Source organism: Pseudomonas sp. ASL3, from assembly GCF_056680425.1.
The window spans coordinates 4,345,144-4,366,974 of sequence record NZ_CM155281.1 but is presented as its reverse complement, the minus strand read 5'-3'; the positions used below and the strand labels follow the sequence as shown (position 1 = coordinate 4,366,974).

Here is a 21,831-nt window from a genome sequence, read left to right as displayed (position 1 = left end):
GTACGTCAATTCTGAAATAGATCGGCTGTTGGACAGACCTGAATTTCACGTAGGAACGCGATTTTCAGGTCAGTTTTTAATCAGTTAATCGGTCGCGGAGGTTTTCACACAGCCTGTGTGGGAGCAGGCTTGCCTGCGAAGCGGTCACTCCAAATGCTCGGGCTTCACCGGGTCGCCTGACTTGATGTTGAGCTTCTCGCGGATGTCTTCGAACATCGCATCGTATTGACCGTGCATCGTGCGCAGGTCTGCGCCCTTCGGCATACCATGCTTGACGGCGATGTGGAACGCTTCGCTGGCAAAATTGAAGGCCATATCCTTGGGCAATTCAAACTCGTCCTTGAACGCGTTGCCTTTGATCTCGCCCTCCATGACGAAATGCATCGAAGCACCTTCCTTGGGGTCCTGTCGCACTTCGTAGTGGATGTGGATGTCGTAGCCAAAATCGTGGGGCTGCATCGGAGCGCGAGTGATATGCAAATGACCAGGCTCGAACACGTGCGTTGCTCCTTTACGGGACATAAGTGAGGGGTAGACCTTGCGGTCTACCCCGGGTTCACTGGTGGGTAGCGCTCAGCGGTAGGTAATGCCGTGGGTGGCGCTGCTGATCCGGGTCCCGGCGTTACCGTTGACGATGTCTTCGATATCCGCCAGTGAGCCGATTACCGCTACTTTGCCGGTGTTGCGTGCGAACTCGCAGGCTGCCTGCACTTTAGGCCCCATGGAGCCGGCGGCAAAGCCCAGTTTTTCCATTTCATCGGGGTGGGCGTGGGCGATGGCTTTCTGCGTAGGCTTGCCCCAGTCGATAAAGGCGGCATCGACGTCGGTGGCGATCACCAGCAAATCACTCTCCAGCTGCTCCGCGAGCAAGGCCGAGCACAGGTCTTTGTCGATCACCGCTTCCACGCCCTGCAGCTTGCCGTCCTCACCATACATCGTCGGGATGCCGCCGCCACCGGCGCAGATCACGATGCAGCCTTTCTCCAGCAGCCACTTGATCGGGCGGATCTCGAAGATGCGCTGGGGTCTCGGACTGGCCACCACGCGTCGATATTTGTCGCCATCCGGGGCGATGGTCCAGCTTTTTTCCTCGGCCAGGCGCTCAGCATCCTGCTTTGAATAGACCGGGCCGATGGGCTTGCTCGGGCGCTGAAAGGCCGGGTCTTTGCCGTCCACTTCGACTTGTGTCAGCAGGGTGGCGAAGGGCACTTCGATCGGCAGTATATTGCCCAACTCCTGTTCGATCATGTAGCCGATCATGCCTTCGGTTTCGGCGCCCAACACGTCCAGCGGGTAAGGGGAGACCGACGTATAGGCCGCTGCCTGCAAAGACAACAGACCCACTTGCGGACCATTGCCATGGGCCACCACCAGTTCGTTACCGGGGACAATGTTGGCGATTTGTTCGGCGGCGATGCGGATATTCAGCCGTTGATTGTCCGCAGTCATCGGCTCGCCACGGCGGAGCAGGGCGTTACCGCCCAGTGCAACGACGATACGCATGGTGTTTTTCCTTTATGAGGGAGTAGCGCAAAACCGTGTAGGAGCTGCCGAAGGCTGCGATAAGGTCGGCACGACCTTCGCGATTTCAATAACACGACCGCTTCGCGCTGGAGCGCCAGCCCGGTCGATCGCAGCCTGCGGCAGCTCCTACAAGTTTTGCGGCGTATCAACCGGCCAACGCCGACACCAGAATCGCCTTGATCGTGTGCATGCGGTTTTCCGCCTGCTCGAAGGCAATGTTGGCCGGTGACTCGAAGACCTCTTCGGTGACTTCAACCCCGTTGGCCAGATGCGGATAACGGCTGGCGATGTCTTTACCGACCTTGGTCTCGCTGTTGTGGAACGCCGGCAGGCAGTGCATGAATTTCACCCGGGGATTGCCTGATGCTTTCATCATCTTGGCGTTGACCTGATACGCCAGCAGTTGCTCGATGCGCTCGTCCCAGGCTTCCACCGGTTCGCCCATGGAAACCCAGATGTCGGTGTGAATGAAATCCACGCCCTTGACCGCTTCCCTGGGATCTTCGGTGATTGTGATGCGCGCGCCGCTTTCCTCGGCGAAGGCTTTGCACTGGGCAATGAAGTCAGGATGAGGCCAGAGTGCCTTGGGGGCGCCGATGCGTACGTCCATGCCCAGTTTGGCACCGATCATCAGCAGCGAATTGCCCATGTTGTAGCGCGCATCGCCGAGATAGGCGTAGCTGATGTCATGCAGCGGCTTGTCGCTGTGTTCGCGCATGGTCAGGGTGTCGGCAATCATTTGCGTCGGGTGGAATTCGGCGGTCAGGCCGTTGAACACCGGCACGCCAGCGAATTTGGCCAGCTCCTCGACGATTTCCTGTTCAAAACCACGGTACTCGATGGCATCGAACATCCGGCCGAGCACGCGAGCGGTGTCTTTCATGCTCTCTTTGTGGCCGATCTGCGACGACACCGGGTCGATGTAGGTGACGTGGGCGCCTTGGTCATGGGCCGCGACTTCGAAGGCGCAGCGGGTGCGGGTCGAGGTTTTTTCGAAGATCAGTGCGATGTTCTTGCCTTTGAGGTGCTGCTGCTCGGTACCGGTGTACTTGGCGCGCTTGAGGTCGCGGGACAGATCGAGCAGGTAGTGCAGCTCACGGTTGGTGTGGTGCATCAAACTCAGCAGGCTGCGGTTGCGCATATTAAAAGCCATCGTAAATCTCCCTTAAATAAACGATTAGTAATCGATCGGATCGCGAATGATCGGGCAGGTCATGCAGTGACCGCCGCCGCGACCGCGGCCCAGTTCGCTGGCGCTGATGGTGATGACTTCGACGCCGGCTTTGCGCAGCAGGGTGTTGGTGTAGGTGTTGCGGTCGTAGCCGATGACCACGCCTGGTTCCAGCGCGACCACATTGTTGCCGTCATCCCATTGCTCGCGTTCGGCGGCGAAGCTGTTGCCGCCGGTTTCAACCACGCGCAGGGCTTTGAGATTGAGCGCCGCGGCCACGGTGCAGAGGAAAGAGGTCTCTTCGCGACGGATGTCGATGCCGCCTGGCTTGCTGTCATCGGGGCGCAGGCTGAACGCGACAATCTGGTTGACCACTTCCGGGAAGATCGTCACCAGGTCGCGGTCGCAGAAGCTGAACACGGTGTCCAGGTGCATCGCGGCGCGAGATTTCGGCAGGCCGGCGACGATCACCCGCTCAACCGCTTTGTTCTTGAACAGGTTCTGCGCCAGTTGGCCGATGGCCTGGCGTGACGTACGTTCGCCCATGCCGATCAACACCACACCGTTGCCGATGGGCATGACGTCACCGCCTTCGAGGGTGGCGCTGCCGTGATCCTGGTCCGGGTCGCCGTACCAGATCTGGAAATCGGCGTTGACGAAATCCGGGTGGAATTTGTAGATGGCGCTCGCCAGCAGGGTTTCCTGACGACGCGCAGGCCAGTGCATGGGGTTGAGCGTGACGCCGCTGTAGATCCAGCACGTGGTGTCGCGGGTGAACTGGGTATTGGGCAGCGGCGGCAGAATGAAGCTTGAATGGCCGAGAAAGTCGCGGAACATCTCGATGGTCTTGCCACCAAAACTGTTTGGCAGATCGTCGGCGGACACACCGCCAATCAGAAATTCGGCGATCTTGCGCGGCTCCAGGCTACGCAGCCAGCCACTGACTTCATTGACCAGGCCGATGCCGACTGTATTCGGTGAAATCTTGCGTTCGAGAATCCAGTCCAGCGCTTCGGGAATGGCGACGATGTCGGTCAGCAGGTTGTGCATTTCCAGCACGTCGACACCGCGCTCACGCATTTTGGTGACAAAGTCGAAGTGGTCGCGCTTGGCCTGATTGACCCATATCACATCATCGAACAGCAGCTCGTCACAGTTGTTTGGGGTCAGGCGTTGATGGGCCAGGCCGGGTGAGCAGACCATGACTTTTTGGAGTTTGCCGACTTCAGAGTGGACGCCGAGTTTGACTTTATCCGTGGACATATCAGTGCTCCTCCATTGACTTAAGCAGGGGGGTTACAGGGTCAGGAAGCCGTCGTAGAGACCATAGGCGGCGACCAGCGCGCCAATGACTACGGCGGCAAAGATCAATTTCTCCAGGTGGGTGAAAACGGGTTGGCCAGTCTCATGTTTGGCCTTGGCGAACAGAATCACGCCGGGGGCGTAGAGCAGGGCCGACAGCAGCAGGTATTTCACCCCGCCGGCATACAGCAGCCACAGTGCGTAGATCAGCGAGACGGCGCCGATGATCAGGTCTTTCTTGCGCTCGGCCAGCGCTTTTTCGTAGGTCTCGCCGCGCACCGCCAACAGCAGGGCATAGGCCGCCGACCACAGGTACGGCACCAGAATCATTGAGGTGGCGAGGTAGATCAGCGACAGGTAGGTGCTGGCCGAGAACAGGGTGATGATCAGGAACACCTGAACCATGGCATTGGTCAGCCACAGGGCATTGGCGGGCACCTGATTGGCGTTTTCCTTTTTTAGGAAAGCCGGCATGGTGTGGTCTTTGGCCGCGGCGAACATGATCTCGGCGCACAGCAGCACCCATGACAGCAGCGCCCCGAGCAGGGAAATGACCAAGCCAACGCTGATCAGCACCGCGCCCCAATGCCCGACCACGTGCTCAAGTACCGCGGCCATGGACGGGTTTTGCAGTTTGGCCAGTTCGGGCTGGGTCATGATCCCCAGCGACAACACGTTCACCAGCACCAGAAACAGCAGCACGGTGATAAAGCCGATGATCGTAGCTTTACCCACATCCGAACGTTTTTCGGCGCGGGCCGAGAAGATGCTCGCGCCTTCGATGCCAATGAACACCCAGACGGTGACCAGCATCATGTTGCGCACCTGATTCATCACACTGCCCAGATCCGGGTTACCTATGCCCCAGATGTCAGCGGTGAAGATGTTCAGCTTAAAGGCGAAGAAGGCAATCAATACGAACAACAGCAGCGGCACGACTTTGGCGACGGTGGTCACCAGGTTGATCAACGCCGCTTCCTTGATCCCGCGCAACACCAGAAAATGCACGGCCCAGAGCAAAACCGAAGCGCCGATGATCGCGGCCGGTGTGTTGCCCTGACCGAAAATCGGGAAGAAATAACCGAGGGTGCTGAACAGCAGGACGAAGTAGCCGACGTTGCCCAGCCAGGCACTGATCCAGTAACCCCAGGCGGACGAGAAACCCATGTAATCGCCGAACCCTGCTTTAGCGTAGGCGTAGACCCCGCCATCAAGATTGGGCTTGCGATTGGCCAGCGTCTGAAACACGAACGCCAGGGTCAACATGCCCACTGCGGTAATGGCCCAGCCAATTAAAATCGCCCCTGCGTCAGCACTGGCTGCCATGTTCTGCGGCAGCGAGAAAATGCCCCCGCCAATCATTGAACCCACGACCAGGGCGACTAATGCGCCGAGTCGAAGTTTGCCGGGAGATTCAGACATTGCGCAGCTCCATCCAGGAGAAGTAATGCTGAAAAGGTAGGTCCGATAGCCGCGCTGAACGATGACCCAGATCAACTAACTGCCTTGTTTTTCGTGACAGTTAATGATCCAGTGAGTTTTCCGATTGAAAATGTCGCATGACGATAAAAGCCCTGCACAGCGCTATTTCATTGGGCATTCCAGTACCGCGGCATAATAAAAAAGTTCAAATTTTATTCAGGTTAGTTATGAGCGTAGTGTGAGTGTGTGTGCGCTATTAAACGTTCGACTGATTGACATAGTTAACCCGGTTGAGGGTTGTAATCTATCCGTGTGTCAAAACGTGGGCTTGTGCCTGGGGTGCTTGTTTTCGGGCAATTTGCGCCAAAAGCCCTTGTAACGCTGCAACGCAATCTACGGGTACCGGCCTGCTCGAGCGGACCTGTGACAAGGCCCGGTCGATCGCTTTGTCCACGATAGTCCAATCGGACGTGTTAAGGCTGCGCAGGTTTTCCTCGGCCAGATCCCATTCGTCTTCAAGCTGTTCCATGCGCATCCTGGCACCCGTCATATCGCCTTTCTGGACCAGGATCAGAGAATCGCGGGCGATTTTCGCAAAGGCGGAAAGATCGCCCAGGCTGGTGTTTTTATCCTGACTGGTGCCAGAGGGGGTGGCTGGCGGAATGAGTACCCAGCCGGTGGCGCCGACGGCAACGAGGACCATGATCGATGACAGCAGCAGGATTGAAGCCTTGCGTGAGTCGCCTTCTGCCGCACGCTGGGTAGCCGGTTGCAGCGCCAGCCACAGGTAGCTGGAGATAAACAGTGAGGAGCAGGTGCCGCACATCAACCCGATCAACAGGGCAATCGAGAACATTTGCAGCGGCGCGCAGGCGAAAAAGTACAGACTGGCAGAGGTTATCAAGACGGTCAGCAAGGTATATATCGAACGTCCAAGTGTCTGCTCGATACTGCGATTGACCAGTCCCGACAGCGGCGTCTGGCTGTCGGGTCCCTCTAAACGCAGGTTTTCACTGATACGGCTGAACATCACGACTTTGTCATTGAGTGAATAGCCGATCACCGTGAGGATCGCTGCGAAGTAGGTGATGTCCACCTCGAGTTTGCCCAGGGCGAAGATGGCTGACACCAACAGAATATCGAGAATCATCGGCACGATGGTCGCCACAGCGATACGCCAGGTGAAGCGTGCGCTGATGAACGCGGTGATGCTCGCCAATGCGATCAAAATGGCCAGGACGGCATGACGGGTGAAATCGCGAGCGATCATCGGATCGATGACGCTTTCTTCAAACACAGCCTTCGGATGCTTGACCTGGAAAGCGCTGATCACATTCTTCAGTTGCTCAGGCTGCAAGACTTCATCGAAGCGCGCGGCAATATGAGTGTTCTGCACGCCGCCTATCGCGAGGGCAGAGGGCACGACCCCGGCGTCGCTGAAGATTTGCGAGGCATGCTGTGGACCGATACGGTGAGGCAAATCGATATCCAGCGCTGTGCCTGCCGTGGAGTCGATCTCCATGTTCAAGCCATGGGCGCGGTAGTACAGGCTGCCGCTGATGATGGTCAGCAGCGCCACCAGGATAGCCACCTTGCCGATGCCGGCGAAATCGAAGGGACTGGCGTTTTTTTCCGTCGTTGGCTTGGGTTTGCCGATCAACCTCCGGGAGGTCAGCCAACCGCTGTCTGCCAGCCACAGCGCCAGTTGTCGGACCAGCAGGAAGTGGGTGGTGATGCCGACCACGATGCTCGCCAGTATCGTCAGGGAAAAGCCCTGAATGGGTCCGATACTGGCGGCAAAAAGCACGATCATTGCCAGAACGGTCACCAGATTGGCGTCGCGGATGGTGAGCAGCGACTGATCGAAGCCGCGCATCACCGCTTCTTTAAGGTCGTCGGTATGGTTCAGCTCTTCGCGGATCCGTTCGAAGCAGATGATGCTGGCGTCTACGGCAATACCAATGCCGAGAACGAACGCCACGACCGCCGAGAGTGAGAAGGTGGCATGGGCGGAGTTGAACAGGATCAACAATCCCCACACATAGACGATGGTCGCCAGCGAGGCGATCAGCCCCGCTGTCCGGTAGAGACCGATCAGCAGCAGGAAGACGGCGCCAATCGCGATCAGACCGGCGAGTACGGTTTGTTCGAATGCGGTAGGGCCGAGTACGCTGCCGACGGTTTGCGTGTATTTCTCGGTCAGCTGCGTCGGCAACCCTTGAGGATCACTCAGGCTGGAGCGTGATTCCTCGGCGGATGTCAGCCCGGCCAACCTGAGGCGTATATGATTTTGTCCTTCGATTTTTATCTCTGGCTCAGGCATGCCAAGGCTGTCAGCCCGTTTGCGCAGCGTATCCACCGTATCCTGCAAGTCTTGCTGGATGAGCGGCCTGTGCCCGGCCAGGGGATCGACGACGTAATAAATTTCATAACCGCCGCGAAACTCCAGCCCCATGCGGACCTGTTGCACCACCGAGGTAAACGTCAGGCCAACCAATGCGACCAGAACGGTCATCACGAGGGTAAACAAGAGCCTGCTTTGCAGCGTGCGGGTCATGGGGTGAGCTCTGGCAATTTCTGAAGTCAATTCGCAGGAACAGATGATCCCCGAGAACGTTTTTCCCCGAGCTTATACAGTGAGTGGTCAACGTTGCGTTAAAAACCTTGGTAAACGATCTGACGGTGAGATGCGAATTTCCCTTCACACCACTCAGGCGGGATCCGATAGTCCGGCCGGGGGAACCGGCTCTGGCCGCGACCAGATCCACAGATTGCCCAGGCTCATGCCGAAGAGGGCGAGGTAGACCGGCCAGCCATGATCGAGCAGGGTCAACATGACCCCGGCGCACAGCAGCATACTGATCGTGGCGCTGATTTTGGCGCGGCGGGCGACTAGGCGGCCATTGCGCCAATTGCTCAGGATCGGCCCGAACAGACGATGGTTTTCCAGCCAGGCGCTCAGGCGCGGCGAGCTTTTAGTCGCTGCCCAGGCGGCCAGCAGGATGAATTCCGTAGTGGGCAAACCGGGCACGACGATAGCGATCAAGCCTATCCCCAGGCTGACGTAAGCCAGGATGCCGAACAACAGGCGTGAAAGCCTGGACCCTGGAGGTTTGCCGGTCTTGGTCTCGATGGTCATGAGGCGTCTGTCCATTTAACAACCCGGCAAGTTTAACAGGGCTGGCCGGGCTTGATGCATTCAGGCCAGTCAGGGCTTGGGCGTGCATAACTCCCCAAGGTGTCGAACGGGGCGTTGGCTTTGACCGCCTTGTCGAGTCGCTCGTGAGGTGCGTGGGTGATCTGGTTCAGGCGTTGCGAGCGCAGGGCAGGGCGATTCTGTTGAGTGGTCATCATGTCTTCCTTGCAAAAAAATGCGCCACGATAAGCGGCGCAGCGAACGGGCCTAGATATTCCACACCACATTGACGCCGAAGTTGCGACCCGGTTGGGTCAGGCGATCGAGGCTGGCCGGGCTGGTGGCACCCGCTTCACCAGTGCTGTCGTAACCGCGCACGTCATCCCAACGCCAGTATTTCTTGTCGGTCAGGTTGTACAGGCCGGCATTGACGGTCACGTCGTCGGTAACTTTGTAGTACCCGGTCAGGTCGAGTACGCCGAAGCCCGGCGACTTGAATTGATTGGAGGTGCCATCCGGTGCTTTGAACACGGCTTTGCTGTCGTCGACCCGGTCCTTGCGCTTGACCAGGGTCCAGCTCAGCAAACCGCCGTAGCGGTTCTGGTCATAGCCCAGACCAAAGACGCCGGTCAGCGGGTTGACACTGTTGATCGGCTTGCCGGTGTCGTCGTTGCGACCATAGGCATAAGCCACCGAACCCTGGGTGTACAGACCTTCTGGTGCGCCAAAGGCGTCGAGGTTCAAGCGGCCCTTGACCTCGGCGCCCTTGATGGTGGCGTGCTTGATGTTGTTGGCCTCGAACGCCGTTTGAGCGTCCCCCGGTTTGATCGCGTCCTCGTTGATGAAATCGCGGTAGGTGTTGTAGAACACTGCGACGTCAAAGGACCCGGATTCGAAATTGCCCCGTAGGCCGGTTTCGTAACTTTTGCTTTTTTCCGGTTCCAGGTTCGGGTTGGGTTCGACGGTGTAGCCCTGAGGGAGGTTTTCAAAACGGCCATACAGCGCTTTGGCGGTCGGCGTGCGGAAACCCTCGGCGTATTGGCCATACCAGGTGTATTGGTCAGTGATCGCGTAGGTCACGCCAAGCTTGGGCGACAGGCGATGCCAGGTCTTGTTTTTGTCGCTGACCTGGCCTTTACCATCCGAGGCGACGGTGTTGAGAAATTCCTGGGTGATGTGCGGATCGAGTCGAGTGTAGTCGTAGCGCACGCCTGGCAGGAAGGTCCAGTCATTCCAGCGAATCTCGTCCTGAGCAAAGAGCCCGTAACTGTTGATGGTTGGGTTGGGGAAGTCACTGGAGGGCTTCAAGCGATCCGCCGGGCTGTCCGCACCGATCGCCCGGCAACTGCCCAACACTGCTGCGCAGGCACCACTGCCGGTGCGCAAACCGGTGACTTTTTGCTGCTTGATGGTGGTGCCGTAAGTCAGCACATGGTCGGTGTCGGCAATCGCAAAGGCCTTGTCCAGTTGGGCGTCGAAGACCCACTGTTTTTCGTTGTAAGCGCTGTTGCGGTCTCGCCAAACGAGGCGCGGCGGAGCGCCACGTGGCGGTACGTTATTGAGCTCACGAGTACTTTGATCGGTCTTGGCGATCTGATAGTTCAGGCTCCATTTGACGTGATCGGCCAGCAGGCTATCGAGGGTAAAGTTGTGCTCAAGACCGAAGCGCTCACGGGTAATGGTGTCGTTACCGTTGCGCGATTGGTACATGCCGGCAGGCATGCCGTTGCGAAACGGCCCACCCACCGCGCTTTTCTGCTGGGTGTCGCGATCATCCTTGTAGTGTTCGTAGATCAGGCCCAGGCGTGAAGCTTCGCCATAGTTCCAGCCCAATTTGGCCAGTACGTTGGTGGTGCGCACGTCTTCGGGGTTGGCTTCGGTGCGTTGCAGGCCCAGAGCATTGTTGCTGCCGTAGGATTCGGTTTCGTGACCGTTGCGCTGGCTCAGGTGCAGCAGGCCGTCGACCTCTTCATGGCGACCCGCGACCGTGGCTGAGGTCAGCCAGCTGTCATCGGCCGAGCTGTAGCCGGTTTTCAAACGGGCGCCGACGTCTTTGCCGGGCTTGATAATGTCGTCCGGGTCCAGGGTGAAGTAACTGACCGCACCGCCGATGGCGCTGCTGCCGTACAACACCGAGGCCGGGCCACGGAGGATTTCCACGCGCTTGACGATTTCCGGGTCGACGTAATTGCGCCGAGTCTGGGCGTAGGGGCCGCTGAAGAAACCGTCCGGGACCTCGACGCCATCGACCTGAGTCAGCACCCGGTCACCGTCGATGCCACGGATGTTGTAACCGGTAGTGCCGGCACGCTGGCCTGCGCCGCCCACCGAAACACCGGGCTCATAACGCACCAGGTCGCGGATATTGTTCACGTTCTGGCGGTCGAGTTCCGCTCGGTCATGAACGGTGACGGTGCTCGGTACCGAATTCACCGCCTGTTCCTGACGCGTTGCGCTGACCGTCATCTGCTGCAAGGCCACTACGCCCGCGGTAGGTTTTTCCAGCACGACGTTGTCGTTGTCCATGCTGCTCGCTGGCTGCTCGCCCGTTGTTGCAGCGATGACAGAGGGGCTGTACGTAGCCGCCGCAAAGACCGCGACGGTGAGCAAAGAGAGGGTGAACGTCTGGCTTTTGTTGAAGGTTTTGTTAACGGCTGTGGCGGGGGAATTGAACGGTGACGGCATCGATAACGTTCCCTGTCGTGCGGGGTTTATAGTTGAGAACTGATCAGTAATGAAAATCAGTTGCATTGGCTATAACTAAACGAACGACAAACGGCTATCGCGTAAAAAAAACTTCTGCTCAGTTCAGGGTTATCAGTGTGGGCAATCTCTGCTCATGCTCCTTCAAATAACCTGTAAGCAATTGATAAATAATATTTTTATTTTCTGATATTTTCGGCTAGGCGCCGATCTCCTGTAGGAGCTGACTTGTCTGCGATCGGCTGCGAAGCAGTCGCAAATAGGCTGGACACGATATCGCTGGAAGGTCCTTCGGCCCTTTTCGCAGACAAGTCAGCTCCTACAAGGGACCGTGTTTGCTGCGCGACAGAGCGGCGTCGAAGACAGCCCGGGAGCCTCTACACATGGTCCAGCCGGGTTGCCACGGCGACACAGATTGCCATGATCAGCTTGAGTTCCTTTTGCACCGTGCTGGGGGAAATATTCAGCTGCTCGGCGATCTCCAGATAGCTGCAACCGTGCAGGCGGCTCAGGGTGAAAATCTTTTGCTGCCGGGCGCTCAGTTGGCTGAGGCTGGCAGCCAAACGCTCCAGCAGGCGCTTGGCATGGGTCGCCTCTTCGGCGGTGCTGTGCTGTTCAACGACTTTCTGGACCACGTCCAGCGGCACGTCCTCGACCAGGGTTCGGGCCTGAATCCGTTGCGCGCGCAAATGGTCCAGCGCCAGATTACGTGCGGTCTGGTAGACGAAGGGTTCCAGATGATCGATCGGCCGTTCGCTCAAGGCTCGAGTAACGCGCAGGTAGGTGTCCTGCAACAAATCCTCAGCGGTACAGTGGTTGCTCACCATCCGGTGCAAGGTGCGCAGCAGAACCACCCGCTGGGCGAGAAAGACTTCGTTGAAGCGTGATTGACTCACGAGAGTACCCGACCAGAAATGCAAAGGACAATAATGATTATCATCCGCAAAACTGATCAAGCACTTATCTGTGACCGTTTATGAACGAGGGCCGGGCGCTGTGTTACCGGGCGTTATGCAGCGCCAGGCAGTTATCCAGCATGCGGTTGGAGAACGCCCATTCGTTGTCATACCAAGCCAGCACTTTGAGCAGCTTGCCGCTGACTTTGGTGTGGTTGGCATCGAAAATTGACGACAGCGGGTTGTGGTTGAAGTCGTGGGAAACCAGCGGCAGGGTGTTGTAGCCGAGGATTTTCGAGTGGCGGCTGGCTTCCTTGAAGATCGCGTTGACCTCATCGGCGGTGGTTTCGCGCTTGAGCTGCACGGTCAGGTCCACCAGTGACACGTTGATCACCGGCACCCGTACCGACATGCCGGTGAGTTTGCCCGCCAGTTCCGGCAGCACCAGGCCAACCGCTTCAGCCGCGCCGGTCTTGCTCGGGATCATGTTATGGGTGGCCGAACGCGCGCGGTATGGGTCGGTATGGTAGACGTCGGTCAGGTTCTGGTCGTTGGTGTAGGCGTGAATGGTGGTCATCAAACCGCTTTCAATGCCCAATTCACGGTTCAGCACCTGCGCAATCGGCGCCAGGCAGTTGGTGGTGCAGGAGGCGTTGGAAATGATCTGGTGCGATTGACGCAACACGTCATGGTTGACGCCGTAGACGACGGTGGCGTCCGCGCCCTTGGCCGGGGCCGAGATAATCACTTTGCGCGCGCCGGCGGTAATGTGCGCCACCGCTTTGTTGCGGTCGGTGAACAGGCCGGTGCATTCGAACACCACATCGATGTTTTCCGCTTTCCACGGCAGTTCGGCCGGGTTGCGAATCGCGCTGACTGCAATCCGGTCGCCATTGACCGTCAGGCTTTCGCTGTCAAACTCGACGGTGCCGCCGAAGGGGCCGTGAACGGTATCGAATTGCAGCAGATGCGCATTGATCGCGCTGTCGCCCAGATCGTTGATGGCGACGACCTGCAGGTCCTGTCGGTAGCCTTGGGTATAGAGTGCTCGTAGGACATTGCGGCCGATGCGGCCAAAACCATTGATTGCGATACGAAGGGTCATACAGCCGTCCTCTTTTGAATTTGTTGTTGGAATTACAAGATTATTCGCATAAAAATAGAAAACAAGCCTTTTTAATGGCAATATTTTGTTTTATCTACAACGAGTAGCCCGTAAGCCCAGTCCAGTTGTTCAAAATTCAGCCTTTGCTCAGCCTAGGCCGGACCGTCGATAATTGGAATAATCTGAACGGGTCACCTATCCGCTAACCTGGAGTTCATCACATGCATCCCCGCGTTCTTGAGGTAACTGAGCGACTGATCGCCCGTAGTCGTGCGACACGCGAGCGCTATCTGCAAATGATTCACGGCGCTGCCAGTGATGGCCCGATGCGCGGCAAGCTGCAATGCGCCAACTTCGCCCATGGCGTGGCCGGCTGCGGTACCGAAGACAAGCAAAGCCTGAAGATGATGAATGCGGCCAACGTGGCCATTGTTTCGTCATATAACGACATGTTGTCGGCGCATCAGCCGTACGAGCATTACCCGGAACAGCTCAAGCAGGCCCTGCGCGATATCGGCTCGGTCGGCCAGTTTGCCGGTGGTGTACCGGCGATGTGTGATGGTGTGACCCAAGGCGAGCCGGGCATGGAGCTGGGCATCGCCAGCCGTGAAGTGATCGCCATGTCCACTGCCATCGCGCTGTCGCACAACATGTTCGACGCGACCTTGTGCCTGGGAATCTGCGACAAGATCGTACCGGGCCTGCTGATGGGCGCCTTGCGTTTTGGTCACCTGCCGACATTGTTCGTCCCGGGTGGGCCGATGCCGTCGGGGATCTCCAACAAGGAAAAAGCCGACGTCCGTCAGCGCTACGCCGAAGGCAAGGCCAGCCGCGAAGAGCTGCTGGAAACGGAGATGAAGTCTTACCACAGCCCTGGCACCTGCACGTTTTACGGTACCGCCAACACCAACCAGTTGCTGATGGAAGTGATGGGCCTGCATTTGCCGGGTGCTTCGTTCGTCAACCCGTACACCCCGCTGCGCGATGCCCTGACTCGCGAAGCGGCGCACCAGGTCACGCGTTTGACCAAGCAGAGTGGGCAATTCATGCCGCTGGGCGAAATCGTCGATGAGCGCTCGCTGGTCAACTCGATCGTCGCCCTGCACGCCACGGGCGGTTCGACCAACCACACCCTGCACATGCCGGCGATTGCCATGGCTGCTGGCATTCAGCTGACCTGGCAGGACATGGCTGATCTGTCCGACGTGGTACCGACCCTGACCCACGTCTATCCGAACGGCAAGGCCGACATCAACCACTTCCAGGCGGCCGGCGGTATGTCGTTCCTGATTCGTGAATTGCTTGAAGCCGGGCTGTTGCACGAAAACGTCAACACCGTCGCCGGTTTCGGCCTGAGCCGTTACACCCGCGAGCCGTTCCTCGAAGACGGCAAACTGGTCTGGCGCGAAGGCCCGATCGAAAGCCTGGATCAAGACATCCTGCGCCCCGTTGCGCGGCCATTCTCGCCCGAAGGCGGTTTGCGCGTGATGGAAGGCAACCTCGGCCGGGGCGTGATGAAGGTCTCCGCTGTCGCGCATGAACATCAGATCGTGCAGGCTCCGGCGCGGGTGTTCCAGGATCAACAAGAGCTGGCTGACGCGTTCAAGGCTGGCGAGCTGGAACACGACATGGTGGCGGTGATGCGCTTCCAGGGGCCGCGCTCCAACGGCATGCCCGAATTGCACAAAATGACGCCGTTCCTCGGCGTGCTGCAGGATCGCGGGTTCAAAGTCGCACTGGTCACCGATGGACGGATGTCCGGCGCGTCCGGCAAGATCCCGGCAGCGATTCATGTCTGCCCCGAAGCGTTCGACGGTGGCGCTTTGGCGCTGATTCGTGATGGAGACATCATTCGCGTCGACGGCGTTAAGGGTACATTGCAAGTTCTGGTCGAACCGGCAGAATTGGCGTCCAGAGAGCCAGCGGTCGGTCTGCTCGACAACGGTGTCGGTTGCGGACGCGAGCTGTTTGGCTTCATGCGCATGGCTTTCAGCTCGGCAGAGCAGGGCGCCAGCGCCTTTACCTCAGGTCTGGAGACGCTTAAGTGAAATTGGCTTTGGTCGGTGATATTGGCGGTACCAATGCGCGTTTTGCCATCTGGGAAGACGATCAATTGCATTCAGTCCGGGTCTTCCCGACCATCGATTACGCCAGCCCGGAAAAAGCCCTCGAGGTCTATCTCGAAGACCTCGACCTGCACCCGGGCGAAGTCGGCTCGGTCTGCCTGGCAGTTGCCGGGCCGGTGGGCGGCGATGAATTTCACTTTACCAACAGCCACTGGCGCATCAACCGCTCCGAGTTCTGTGCGCATCTGAAGCTGGATAACCTGCTGTTGGTCAATGACTTCACGGCGATGGCGTTGGGCATGACCCGTCTGCGTGACGATGAATACCTCACGGTGTGCCACGGCATTCCCGATAAGGAGTGCGCTCGGGTGGTGATCGGGCCGGGTACCGGGCTGGGCGTGGGCACGTTGATAGGCCTCGCCGATAACCATTGGCGGGCCTTGCCGGGTGAGGGCGGGCACGTCGATTTGCCGCTTGGCACGGCGCGGGAAGCGCAGATCTGGGCGCGACTGATGATCGAGCACGAGCACGTCAGTGCTGAAACCATCCTCAGTGGCGCCGGTTTGCTGCTGCTGTACCAGACTATCTGCGCACTGGACAACATCGAGCCTGCGCTAAAATCACCGGCGGCCATTACGTCGGCGGCGGTGGCGGGCGATCCGGTGGCGGCAGCAGTGCTCGAGCAATTTTGCTGCTGGCTCGGACGTGTAGCAGGCAATAACGTGCTGACCGTCGGGGGGCGTGGAGGCGTCTACATTTGTGGTGGTGTCGTGCCGCGTTTCAGCGACTTTTTCATGGCCAGCGGTTTTGCCCGGGCCTTTGCCGAAAAGGGCTTGATGAAGGATTATTTCAAGGGCATACCGGTGTGGCTGGTTACGGCGGAGTACCCGGGATTGATGGGCGCCGGGGTGGCGTTGCAGCAGGCATTCGGCTGACCGTGTACCCTGCGCGACCTCGATCATGAGAAGCATGTTTCATTCAGAACAAGGACGGCGGATGTGAGCTCAGTCAGTAAGTCGATTTTGTTGGTCGATGATGACCAGGAAATTCGTGAATTGCTGCAAACCTACCTGAGTCGTTGCGGCTTTGTGGTGCGTACGGTGGGCGATGGTGCCGGTTTTCGCCAGGCGCTCAATGACGAGCCCAGCGATCTGGTCATCCTCGATGTCATGCTGCCCGACGAAGATGGCTTCAGCCTGTGTCGTTGGGTGCGCCAGCATCCGCGTCAGTCTCAAGTGCCGATCATCATGCTCACCGCCAGTTCCGACGAGGCTGATCGAGTGATCGGCCTGGAGCTGGGCGCCGATGATTATCTTGGCAAACCCTTCAGCCCCCGTGAGTTGCAGGCACGAATCAAGGCCCTGTTGCGGCGTGCGCAATTTGGTCAGGAGCGGGTGAACGGTGAAGTGCTGGTTTTCGATGAGTGGCGTCTGGATATGGTCAGTCACCGGCTCTTCCATCGCGATGGCGAGGAGGTGATCCTCTCCGGCGCCGACTTCGCCTTGCTCAAATTGTTTCTTGATCACCCACAGCAAATTCTCGATCGCGACACCATCGGCAACGCCACCCGAGGCCGTGAGCTGATGCCTCTGGAACGTATCGTCGACATGGCCGTTAGCCGTCTGCGTCAACGTCTGCGTGATACGGGCAAGGCGCCGCGCCTGATCCGTACTGTGCGAGGCAGTGGTTATCTGTTGGCGGCGAATGTCACGTCTCAGACCAGCAATGGCTACTGAAAGAACCTGGCGCCTGCCGGTGCCGCGCTCGTTGTTGGGCCGCATGTTATTGCTGACACTGCTGGTGGTGCTGTTGGCGCAGGCGTTGTCCAGCGTGATCTGGCTGTCGCAATTGCACGCTACGCAAATGGAAGGTCTGGTCACCAGCGCCCGCAGTCTCGCGCACTCCATGGCCGCCAGCGTCAGTTACTTCCGCTCGCTGCCAGTGGCGTATCGCCCACTGGTGCTTGACCAGTTGCGCAGCATGGGCGGTACCCGCTTCGTGGTGTCGCTGAATGACAAGCCACTGGAAATGCAGGTGTTGCCCGAGACGCCGCGCAAGCAGGCGGTACTGACCGCTGTCGACGAAGTGTTGCGCCAGAATGTGGGCAGCCAACCCAATATTCTGGTCAATTTTGTCAGCCCCGAAGAGCTGCGGATTTTTAACAGCGGCATCAAGCTCGATGAACTGCCTCGCTCCTGGGCGCACTACGCCTTGAGCCTTGAGCCGATCAATCCGCCGGTGCTGGTGACGCAAATCGAACTGGCGCCCGGCGAATGGCTATATATCGCCTCGCTGCTGCCCGAACCCTACACCACCCTCGAAGAAGAGAATCTGCCGGCGCAGCAAGTGTGGTTTATCGTGCTGACCAGCGGTTTTCTGCTGTTGTTCATTGGCCTTCTGGTGCATTGGCAGAGCCGGCCACTCAAGCGTCTGGCTCGCGCGGCGCGGGAAATGTCACTGGGTACGGTGGTCGAACCCGTGGTCGAAGGCGGTGGCAGCGAAGTGGTCGAGGTCAGCCGCGCCTTCAACGCCATGCGTGAGCGCATCAGTCGCTACCTCACCGAACGCAGCCAACTGTTCAGCGCGATTTCCCACGATTTGCGCACGCCCATCACTCGCCTGCGGTTGCGCGTCGAGCTGCTGGAAGATGAAGCGGTGCAAGCCAAGTTCAGTCGCGACCTCGATGAGTTGGAGTTGCTGGTCAAAGGCGCGCTGCAATGCGTGAAAGACACCGACATCCACGAAAACATTGAGCCGGTGGACCTCAATCATGTGCTGCATTGCCTGGTCGAGCCCTACCTGTCACCGGCCGGCAATGGCCGCGTCACTCAGCAGGGGCAGGCTGCTGCGCTGTATCCGGGCAAGCCGCTGGCGCTCAAGCGCTGCATGGGCAACCTGATCGACAACGCCCTCAAGTATGGGCAGAACGCCCATCTGCATATCGATGACGACGCTCAGGCGTTCGTGCTGCATGTTGATGACGAAGGCCCCGGCGTGCCCGAGCAGCGTCTGGAACAGGTGTTCGAGCCGCATTTCCGCCTGGCCGGCAAGCAACAGCAGGGCTACGGTCTGGGCCTGGGAATTGCGCGCAATATCGCCCACAGCCATGGCGGCGAAGTGAGCCTGCAGAACCTGCGCGAGGGCGGGCTGCGCGTGACCTTGCGCCTGCCGCGAACCAGCGACTGACAGTGCGCTGAAGCACTGTTTCCTCAATGTAACCAAGCTGTGACCTTTGCGCGTCCCTTCGTTACCGTGACGGCAAAAAGCTTTGGCTAGAATCCTATGCAGCGCAAGCACCAGACTTGCTCATGCATAACAACAAGAAAAGGTAATCAGATGAATTCAATCTCCCGCCTCGCCGCCGTCATTTCTCTCGCCTCGTTGTTCCCTCTGAGCGTTCTTGCTGCCGATGCGCCTGCCGGTCCAAAAGGTACTGTGGAAGTAGTGCACTGGTGGACGTCCGGCGGTGAAGCAAAAGCCATCGGCGTTCTGAAACAGTTGGTCGAGAAAGACGGCTACACCTGGCAAGACAGCGCTGTCGCCGGTGGCGGCGGTGCCGCTGCAATGACCGTATTGAAAACCCGCGCCGTGTCCGGCAACCCGCCTTCTGCTGCACAGATCAAAGGTCCCGACCTGCAAGAGTGGGGCGCTCTGGGTCTGCTGACCAACGTCGACGATGTGGCGAAGGCCAACAACTGGGACAAACTGCTGTCCAAAAAAGTCGCCGACACCATGAAGTACGACGGTCACTACGTGGCTGTGCCGGTGAACATCCACCGCGTCAACTGGCTGTGGATCAATCCGGAAGTCTTCAAGAAAGCCGGTATCGTCAAAGCGCCAACCACCCTCGAAGAATTCTACGCTGCGGGTGACAAACTCAAAGCCGCCGGCTTCATTCCTCTGGCCCATGGTGGTCAACCGTGGCAGGACAGTACCGTTTTTGAAGATCTGGTGCTGAGCATCATGGGGACCGACGGCTACAAGAAAGCCTTCATCGATCTGGATGAAAAGACCCTGACCGGCGCCAAAATGGTCGAAGTGTTCACCGCGCTGAAGAAACTGCAAGGCTACATGGACCCGGACGGCACTGGCCAGGACTGGAACCTGGAAGCTGCCAAGGTCATCAATGGCAAAGCCGGCATGCAAATCATGGGCGACTGGGCGAAGAGCGAGTGGACCGCTGCAGGCAAGGTTGCCGGCAAGGACTACCAATGCGTTCCGTTCCCAGGCACTCAAGGCAGCTTCACCTACAACATCGACTCCCTGGCGATGTTCAAATTGTCTGCCAAGAACAACACGCCGGGTAACCTCGCTGCTCAGAATGACGTCGCCAAGATCATCCTCGAGCCTCAGTTCCAGTATGTCTTCAACCAGAACAAAGGCTCCATCCCGGTTCGTAGCGACCTGGATATGACCAAGTTCGACAGCTGTGCTCAGGACTCGGCGAAGGACTTCGCGGAAGCCGACAAGAACGGCAAGCTTGAGCCAAGCATGGCGCACAACATGGCGACCTCGCTCGCTGTGCAAGGCGCAATCTTCGATGTTGTGACCAACTTTATGAGCGACAAGAAAGCTGACCCGGCCAAGGCCGGCAAGCAAATGTTCTCGGCGATCAAGTCGGCTCAGTAACGTTCATTTGAATGACCGCTGGTACGCCAGCGGTACACCCCAGCCGTAGTTCGTGCTGCTGAAACCATAGTTGGTTTCACGCTCTCGTTCGGTCTGGATTCCTTGTCCTCGAACTGGATTTTTCCGATGAGCTCTGTCGCTGTGTTTAGCAAAGCCTCGCCATTCGATGCGCTGCAACGCTGGTTACCCAAGTTGGTGCTGGCGCCAAGTATGTTGATCGTGCTGGTCGGCTTTTATGGCTACATCCTTTGGACGTTCGTTCTTTCGTTCACCAACTCAAGCTTTATGCCCAGTTACCAATGGGCGGGCCTGCAGCAATACGCGCGTCTGCTCGATAACGACCGATGGTGGGTGGCGAGCAAGAATCTGGCGGTGTTCGGTGGCATGTTCATCGGTATCAGCCTGGTGGTAGGTGTTGTCCTGGCGGTGCTGCTGGATCAACGCATCCGTCGCGAAGGTGTTATCCGTACCATTTATCTGTACCCGATGGCGTTGTCGATGATCGTCACCGGCACGGCCTGGAAATGGCTGCTCAACCCAGGCCTGGGCCTGGACAAAATGCTGCGTGACTGGGGCTGGGAGGGCTTTAGCCTGGACTGGCTGATCGATCCGAATCGGGTTGTTTACTGCCTGGTCATTGCTGCGGTCTGGCAGTCGTCCGGCTTCGTCATGGCGCTGTTTCTCGCCGGCCTGCGAGGTGTCGACCAGTCGATCATCCGCGCTGCGCAGATCGACGGTGCAAGCCTACCGACCATTTACCTGCGCGTGGTGTTGCCAAGCCTGCGTCCCGTGTTTTTCAGCGCGGTGATGATCCTTGCGCACATCGCCATCAAGAGTTTCGACCTGGTGGCGGCGATGACGGCGGGTGGCCCCGGCTACTCCTCGGACCTGCCAGCGATGTTCATGTATTCGTTCACTTTCAGCCGCGGCCAGATGGGCATGGGTTCGGCCAGTGCGATCCTGATGCTCGGCGCGATTCTCGCCATCCTCGTCCCGTATCTGTACTCCGAGCTGAGGACCAAGCGCCATGAATAATCAGGTGGGTAAACCTTCCATCAGCTTCAGTCGGGTCGTGATCTACGCCGTGTTGCTGCTGGCAGCTGCGGTGTATCTGGTGCCGCTGATCGTGATGCTGCTGACCAGCTTCAAAACCCCGGAAGACATCAGCAACGGTAACCTGTTGAGCTGGCCGAAAGTGGTCTCTGGCATCGGCTGGATCAAGGCCTGGGCAACCGTCGATGGTTACTTCTGGAACTCGGTGAAAATCACCGTGCCAGCGGTGCTGATCTCCACTGCCATTGGCGCGATCAACGGCTATGTGTTGTCGATGTGGCGCTTCCGTGGTTCGCAGTTGTTCTTCGGTTTGTTGCTGTTCGGCTGCTTCCTGCCGTTCCAGACAGTGCTGCTGCCAGCGTCGTTCACGGTCGGCAAGATGGGTCTGGCCGCTACCACCACCGGCCTGGTGTTCGTGCATGTGGTCTACGGTCTGGCGTTCACCACGCTGTTCTTCCGCAACTACTACGTGAGCATTCCGGATGCGCTGGTCAAGGCCGCGCGGTTGGACGGTGCCGGATTTTTCACCATCTTCGGTCGGATCATTCTGCCGATGTCGACGCCGATCATCATGGTCTGCCTGATCTGGCAGTTCACTCAGATCTGGAACGACTTCCTGTTCGGTGTGGTGTTCTCCAGCGGCGACTCGCAGCCCATCACCGTGGCACTGAACAACCTGGTCAACACCAGCACCGGTGCCAAGGAATACAACGTTGATATGGCGGCGGCGATGATCGCCGGGCTGCCGACACTGCTGGTCTATGTGCTGGCTGGTAAGTATTTCCTGCGTGGCCTGACGGCTGGCGCGGTCAAGGGGTAATCAC

The 21,831-nt window shown here is 58.5% G+C and carries 17 protein-coding genes and 1 pseudogene; 7 read left to right on the top strand and 11 right to left on the bottom strand.

What is annotated here, in order from left to right; genetic code table 11:
* Positions 1–144: 144 nt before the first annotated feature.
* The 11 genes and pseudogenes from AC1MEE_RS20215 to gap form a co-directional block, all read right to left on the bottom strand.
* Positions 145–498: a DUF5064 family protein gene (locus AC1MEE_RS20215; protein WP_480411337.1), complete on the bottom strand. Its 354-nt coding sequence runs from the start codon at positions 496–498 to the stop codon at positions 145–147.
* Between the two features lie 75 nt (positions 499–573).
* Positions 574–1,503, bottom strand: a complete 930-nt coding sequence (arcC, locus tag AC1MEE_RS20210; RefSeq protein WP_480411336.1) for a carbamate kinase — start codon at positions 1,501–1,503, stop codon at positions 574–576.
* Positions 1,504–1,669: 166 nt separating this feature from the next.
* Positions 1,670–2,677, bottom strand: coding sequence for an ornithine carbamoyltransferase (locus tag AC1MEE_RS20205; RefSeq protein ID WP_480411335.1), 1,008 nt, complete (start codon positions 2,675–2,677; stop codon positions 1,670–1,672).
* Between the two features lie 24 nt (positions 2,678–2,701).
* Positions 2,702–3,958, bottom strand: coding sequence for an arginine deiminase (gene arcA, locus AC1MEE_RS20200; protein ID WP_480411334.1), 1,257 nt, complete (start codon positions 3,956–3,958; stop codon positions 2,702–2,704).
* A gap of 33 nt (positions 3,959–3,991) precedes the next feature.
* A complete protein-coding gene (arcD, locus tag AC1MEE_RS20195; protein ID WP_480411333.1) occupies positions 3,992–5,419 on the bottom strand; it encodes an arginine-ornithine antiporter in 1,428 nt (475 codons plus the stop codon).
* 304 nt (positions 5,420–5,723) lie between these two features.
* A complete protein-coding gene (gene secF, locus AC1MEE_RS20190) occupies positions 5,724–7,976 on the bottom strand; it encodes a protein translocase subunit SecF (RefSeq protein WP_480411332.1) in 2,253 nt (750 codons plus the stop codon).
* A 153-nt stretch (positions 7,977–8,129) separates the two neighbouring features.
* Entirely contained in the window at positions 8,130–8,573 is a 444-nt protein-coding gene (locus AC1MEE_RS20185; RefSeq protein WP_480411331.1) for a YbaN family protein, read from the bottom strand.
* Positions 8,574–8,638: 65 nt separating this feature from the next.
* Positions 8,639–8,842: pseudogene (locus tag AC1MEE_RS20180) on the bottom strand (biliverdin-producing heme oxygenase); the annotation flags it as partial.
* Complete coding sequence (locus tag AC1MEE_RS20175) at positions 8,823–11,081, bottom strand: TonB-dependent hemoglobin/transferrin/lactoferrin family receptor (protein WP_480416285.1); 2,259 nt, start codon at positions 11,079–11,081, stop codon at positions 8,823–8,825. The gene AC1MEE_RS20175 and the pseudogene AC1MEE_RS20180, both read right to left, overlap by 20 nt.
* A 554-nt stretch (positions 11,082–11,635) precedes the next feature.
* Positions 11,636–12,154 (bottom strand): RNA polymerase sigma factor, encoded by a 519-nt coding sequence (locus AC1MEE_RS20170; RefSeq protein WP_480411330.1) that lies wholly within the window; start codon positions 12,152–12,154, stop codon positions 11,636–11,638.
* A 103-nt stretch (positions 12,155–12,257) separates the two neighbouring features.
* Entirely contained in the window at positions 12,258–13,259 is a 1,002-nt protein-coding gene (gene gap, locus AC1MEE_RS20165) for a type I glyceraldehyde-3-phosphate dehydrogenase (protein WP_480411329.1), read from the bottom strand.
* A 221-nt stretch (positions 13,260–13,480) separates the two neighbouring features.
* Between gap and edd the strand changes: the two genes are divergently transcribed.
* The 7 genes from edd to AC1MEE_RS20130 all read left to right on the top strand — a co-directional run bounded on the left by edd (position 13,481) and on the right by AC1MEE_RS20130 (position 21,827).
* On the top strand, positions 13,481–15,307 hold the full coding sequence (gene edd, locus AC1MEE_RS20160; RefSeq protein WP_480411328.1) for a phosphogluconate dehydratase: 1,827 nt from the start codon (positions 13,481–13,483) through the stop codon (positions 15,305–15,307).
* Positions 15,304–16,260 carry a glucokinase gene (locus AC1MEE_RS20155; protein WP_480411327.1) on the top strand — a complete coding sequence of 319 codons (957 nt, stop codon included), beginning with the start codon at positions 15,304–15,306 and terminating at the stop codon, positions 16,258–16,260. Before edd ends, AC1MEE_RS20155 begins: the two co-directional genes overlap by 4 nt.
* Before the next feature lie 63 nt (positions 16,261–16,323).
* Complete coding sequence (locus AC1MEE_RS20150; protein ID WP_480411326.1) at positions 16,324–17,061, top strand: response regulator; 738 nt, start codon at positions 16,324–16,326, stop codon at positions 17,059–17,061.
* The gene (locus AC1MEE_RS20145; RefSeq protein ID WP_480411325.1) at positions 17,051–18,511 is read left to right on the top strand and encodes an ATP-binding protein; all 1,461 of its coding nucleotides are present in this window, start codon (positions 17,051–17,053) and stop codon (positions 18,509–18,511) included. The genes AC1MEE_RS20150 and AC1MEE_RS20145 overlap by 11 nt, the downstream gene beginning before the upstream one ends.
* A gap of 150 nt (positions 18,512–18,661) precedes the next feature.
* Positions 18,662–19,954 carry an ABC transporter substrate-binding protein gene (locus AC1MEE_RS20140; protein ID WP_480411324.1) on the top strand — a complete coding sequence of 431 codons (1,293 nt, stop codon included), beginning with the start codon at positions 18,662–18,664 and terminating at the stop codon, positions 19,952–19,954.
* Positions 19,955–20,080: 126 nt separating this feature from the next.
* Positions 20,081–20,989: a carbohydrate ABC transporter permease gene (locus tag AC1MEE_RS20135; protein ID WP_480411323.1), complete on the top strand. Its 909-nt coding sequence runs from the start codon at positions 20,081–20,083 to the stop codon at positions 20,987–20,989.
* Positions 20,982–21,827, top strand: a complete 846-nt coding sequence (locus AC1MEE_RS20130) for a carbohydrate ABC transporter permease (RefSeq protein ID WP_480411322.1) — start codon at positions 20,982–20,984, stop codon at positions 21,825–21,827. The genes AC1MEE_RS20135 and AC1MEE_RS20130 overlap by 8 nt, the downstream gene beginning before the upstream one ends.
* The last annotated feature ends 4 nt before the right edge of the window (positions 21,828–21,831 follow it).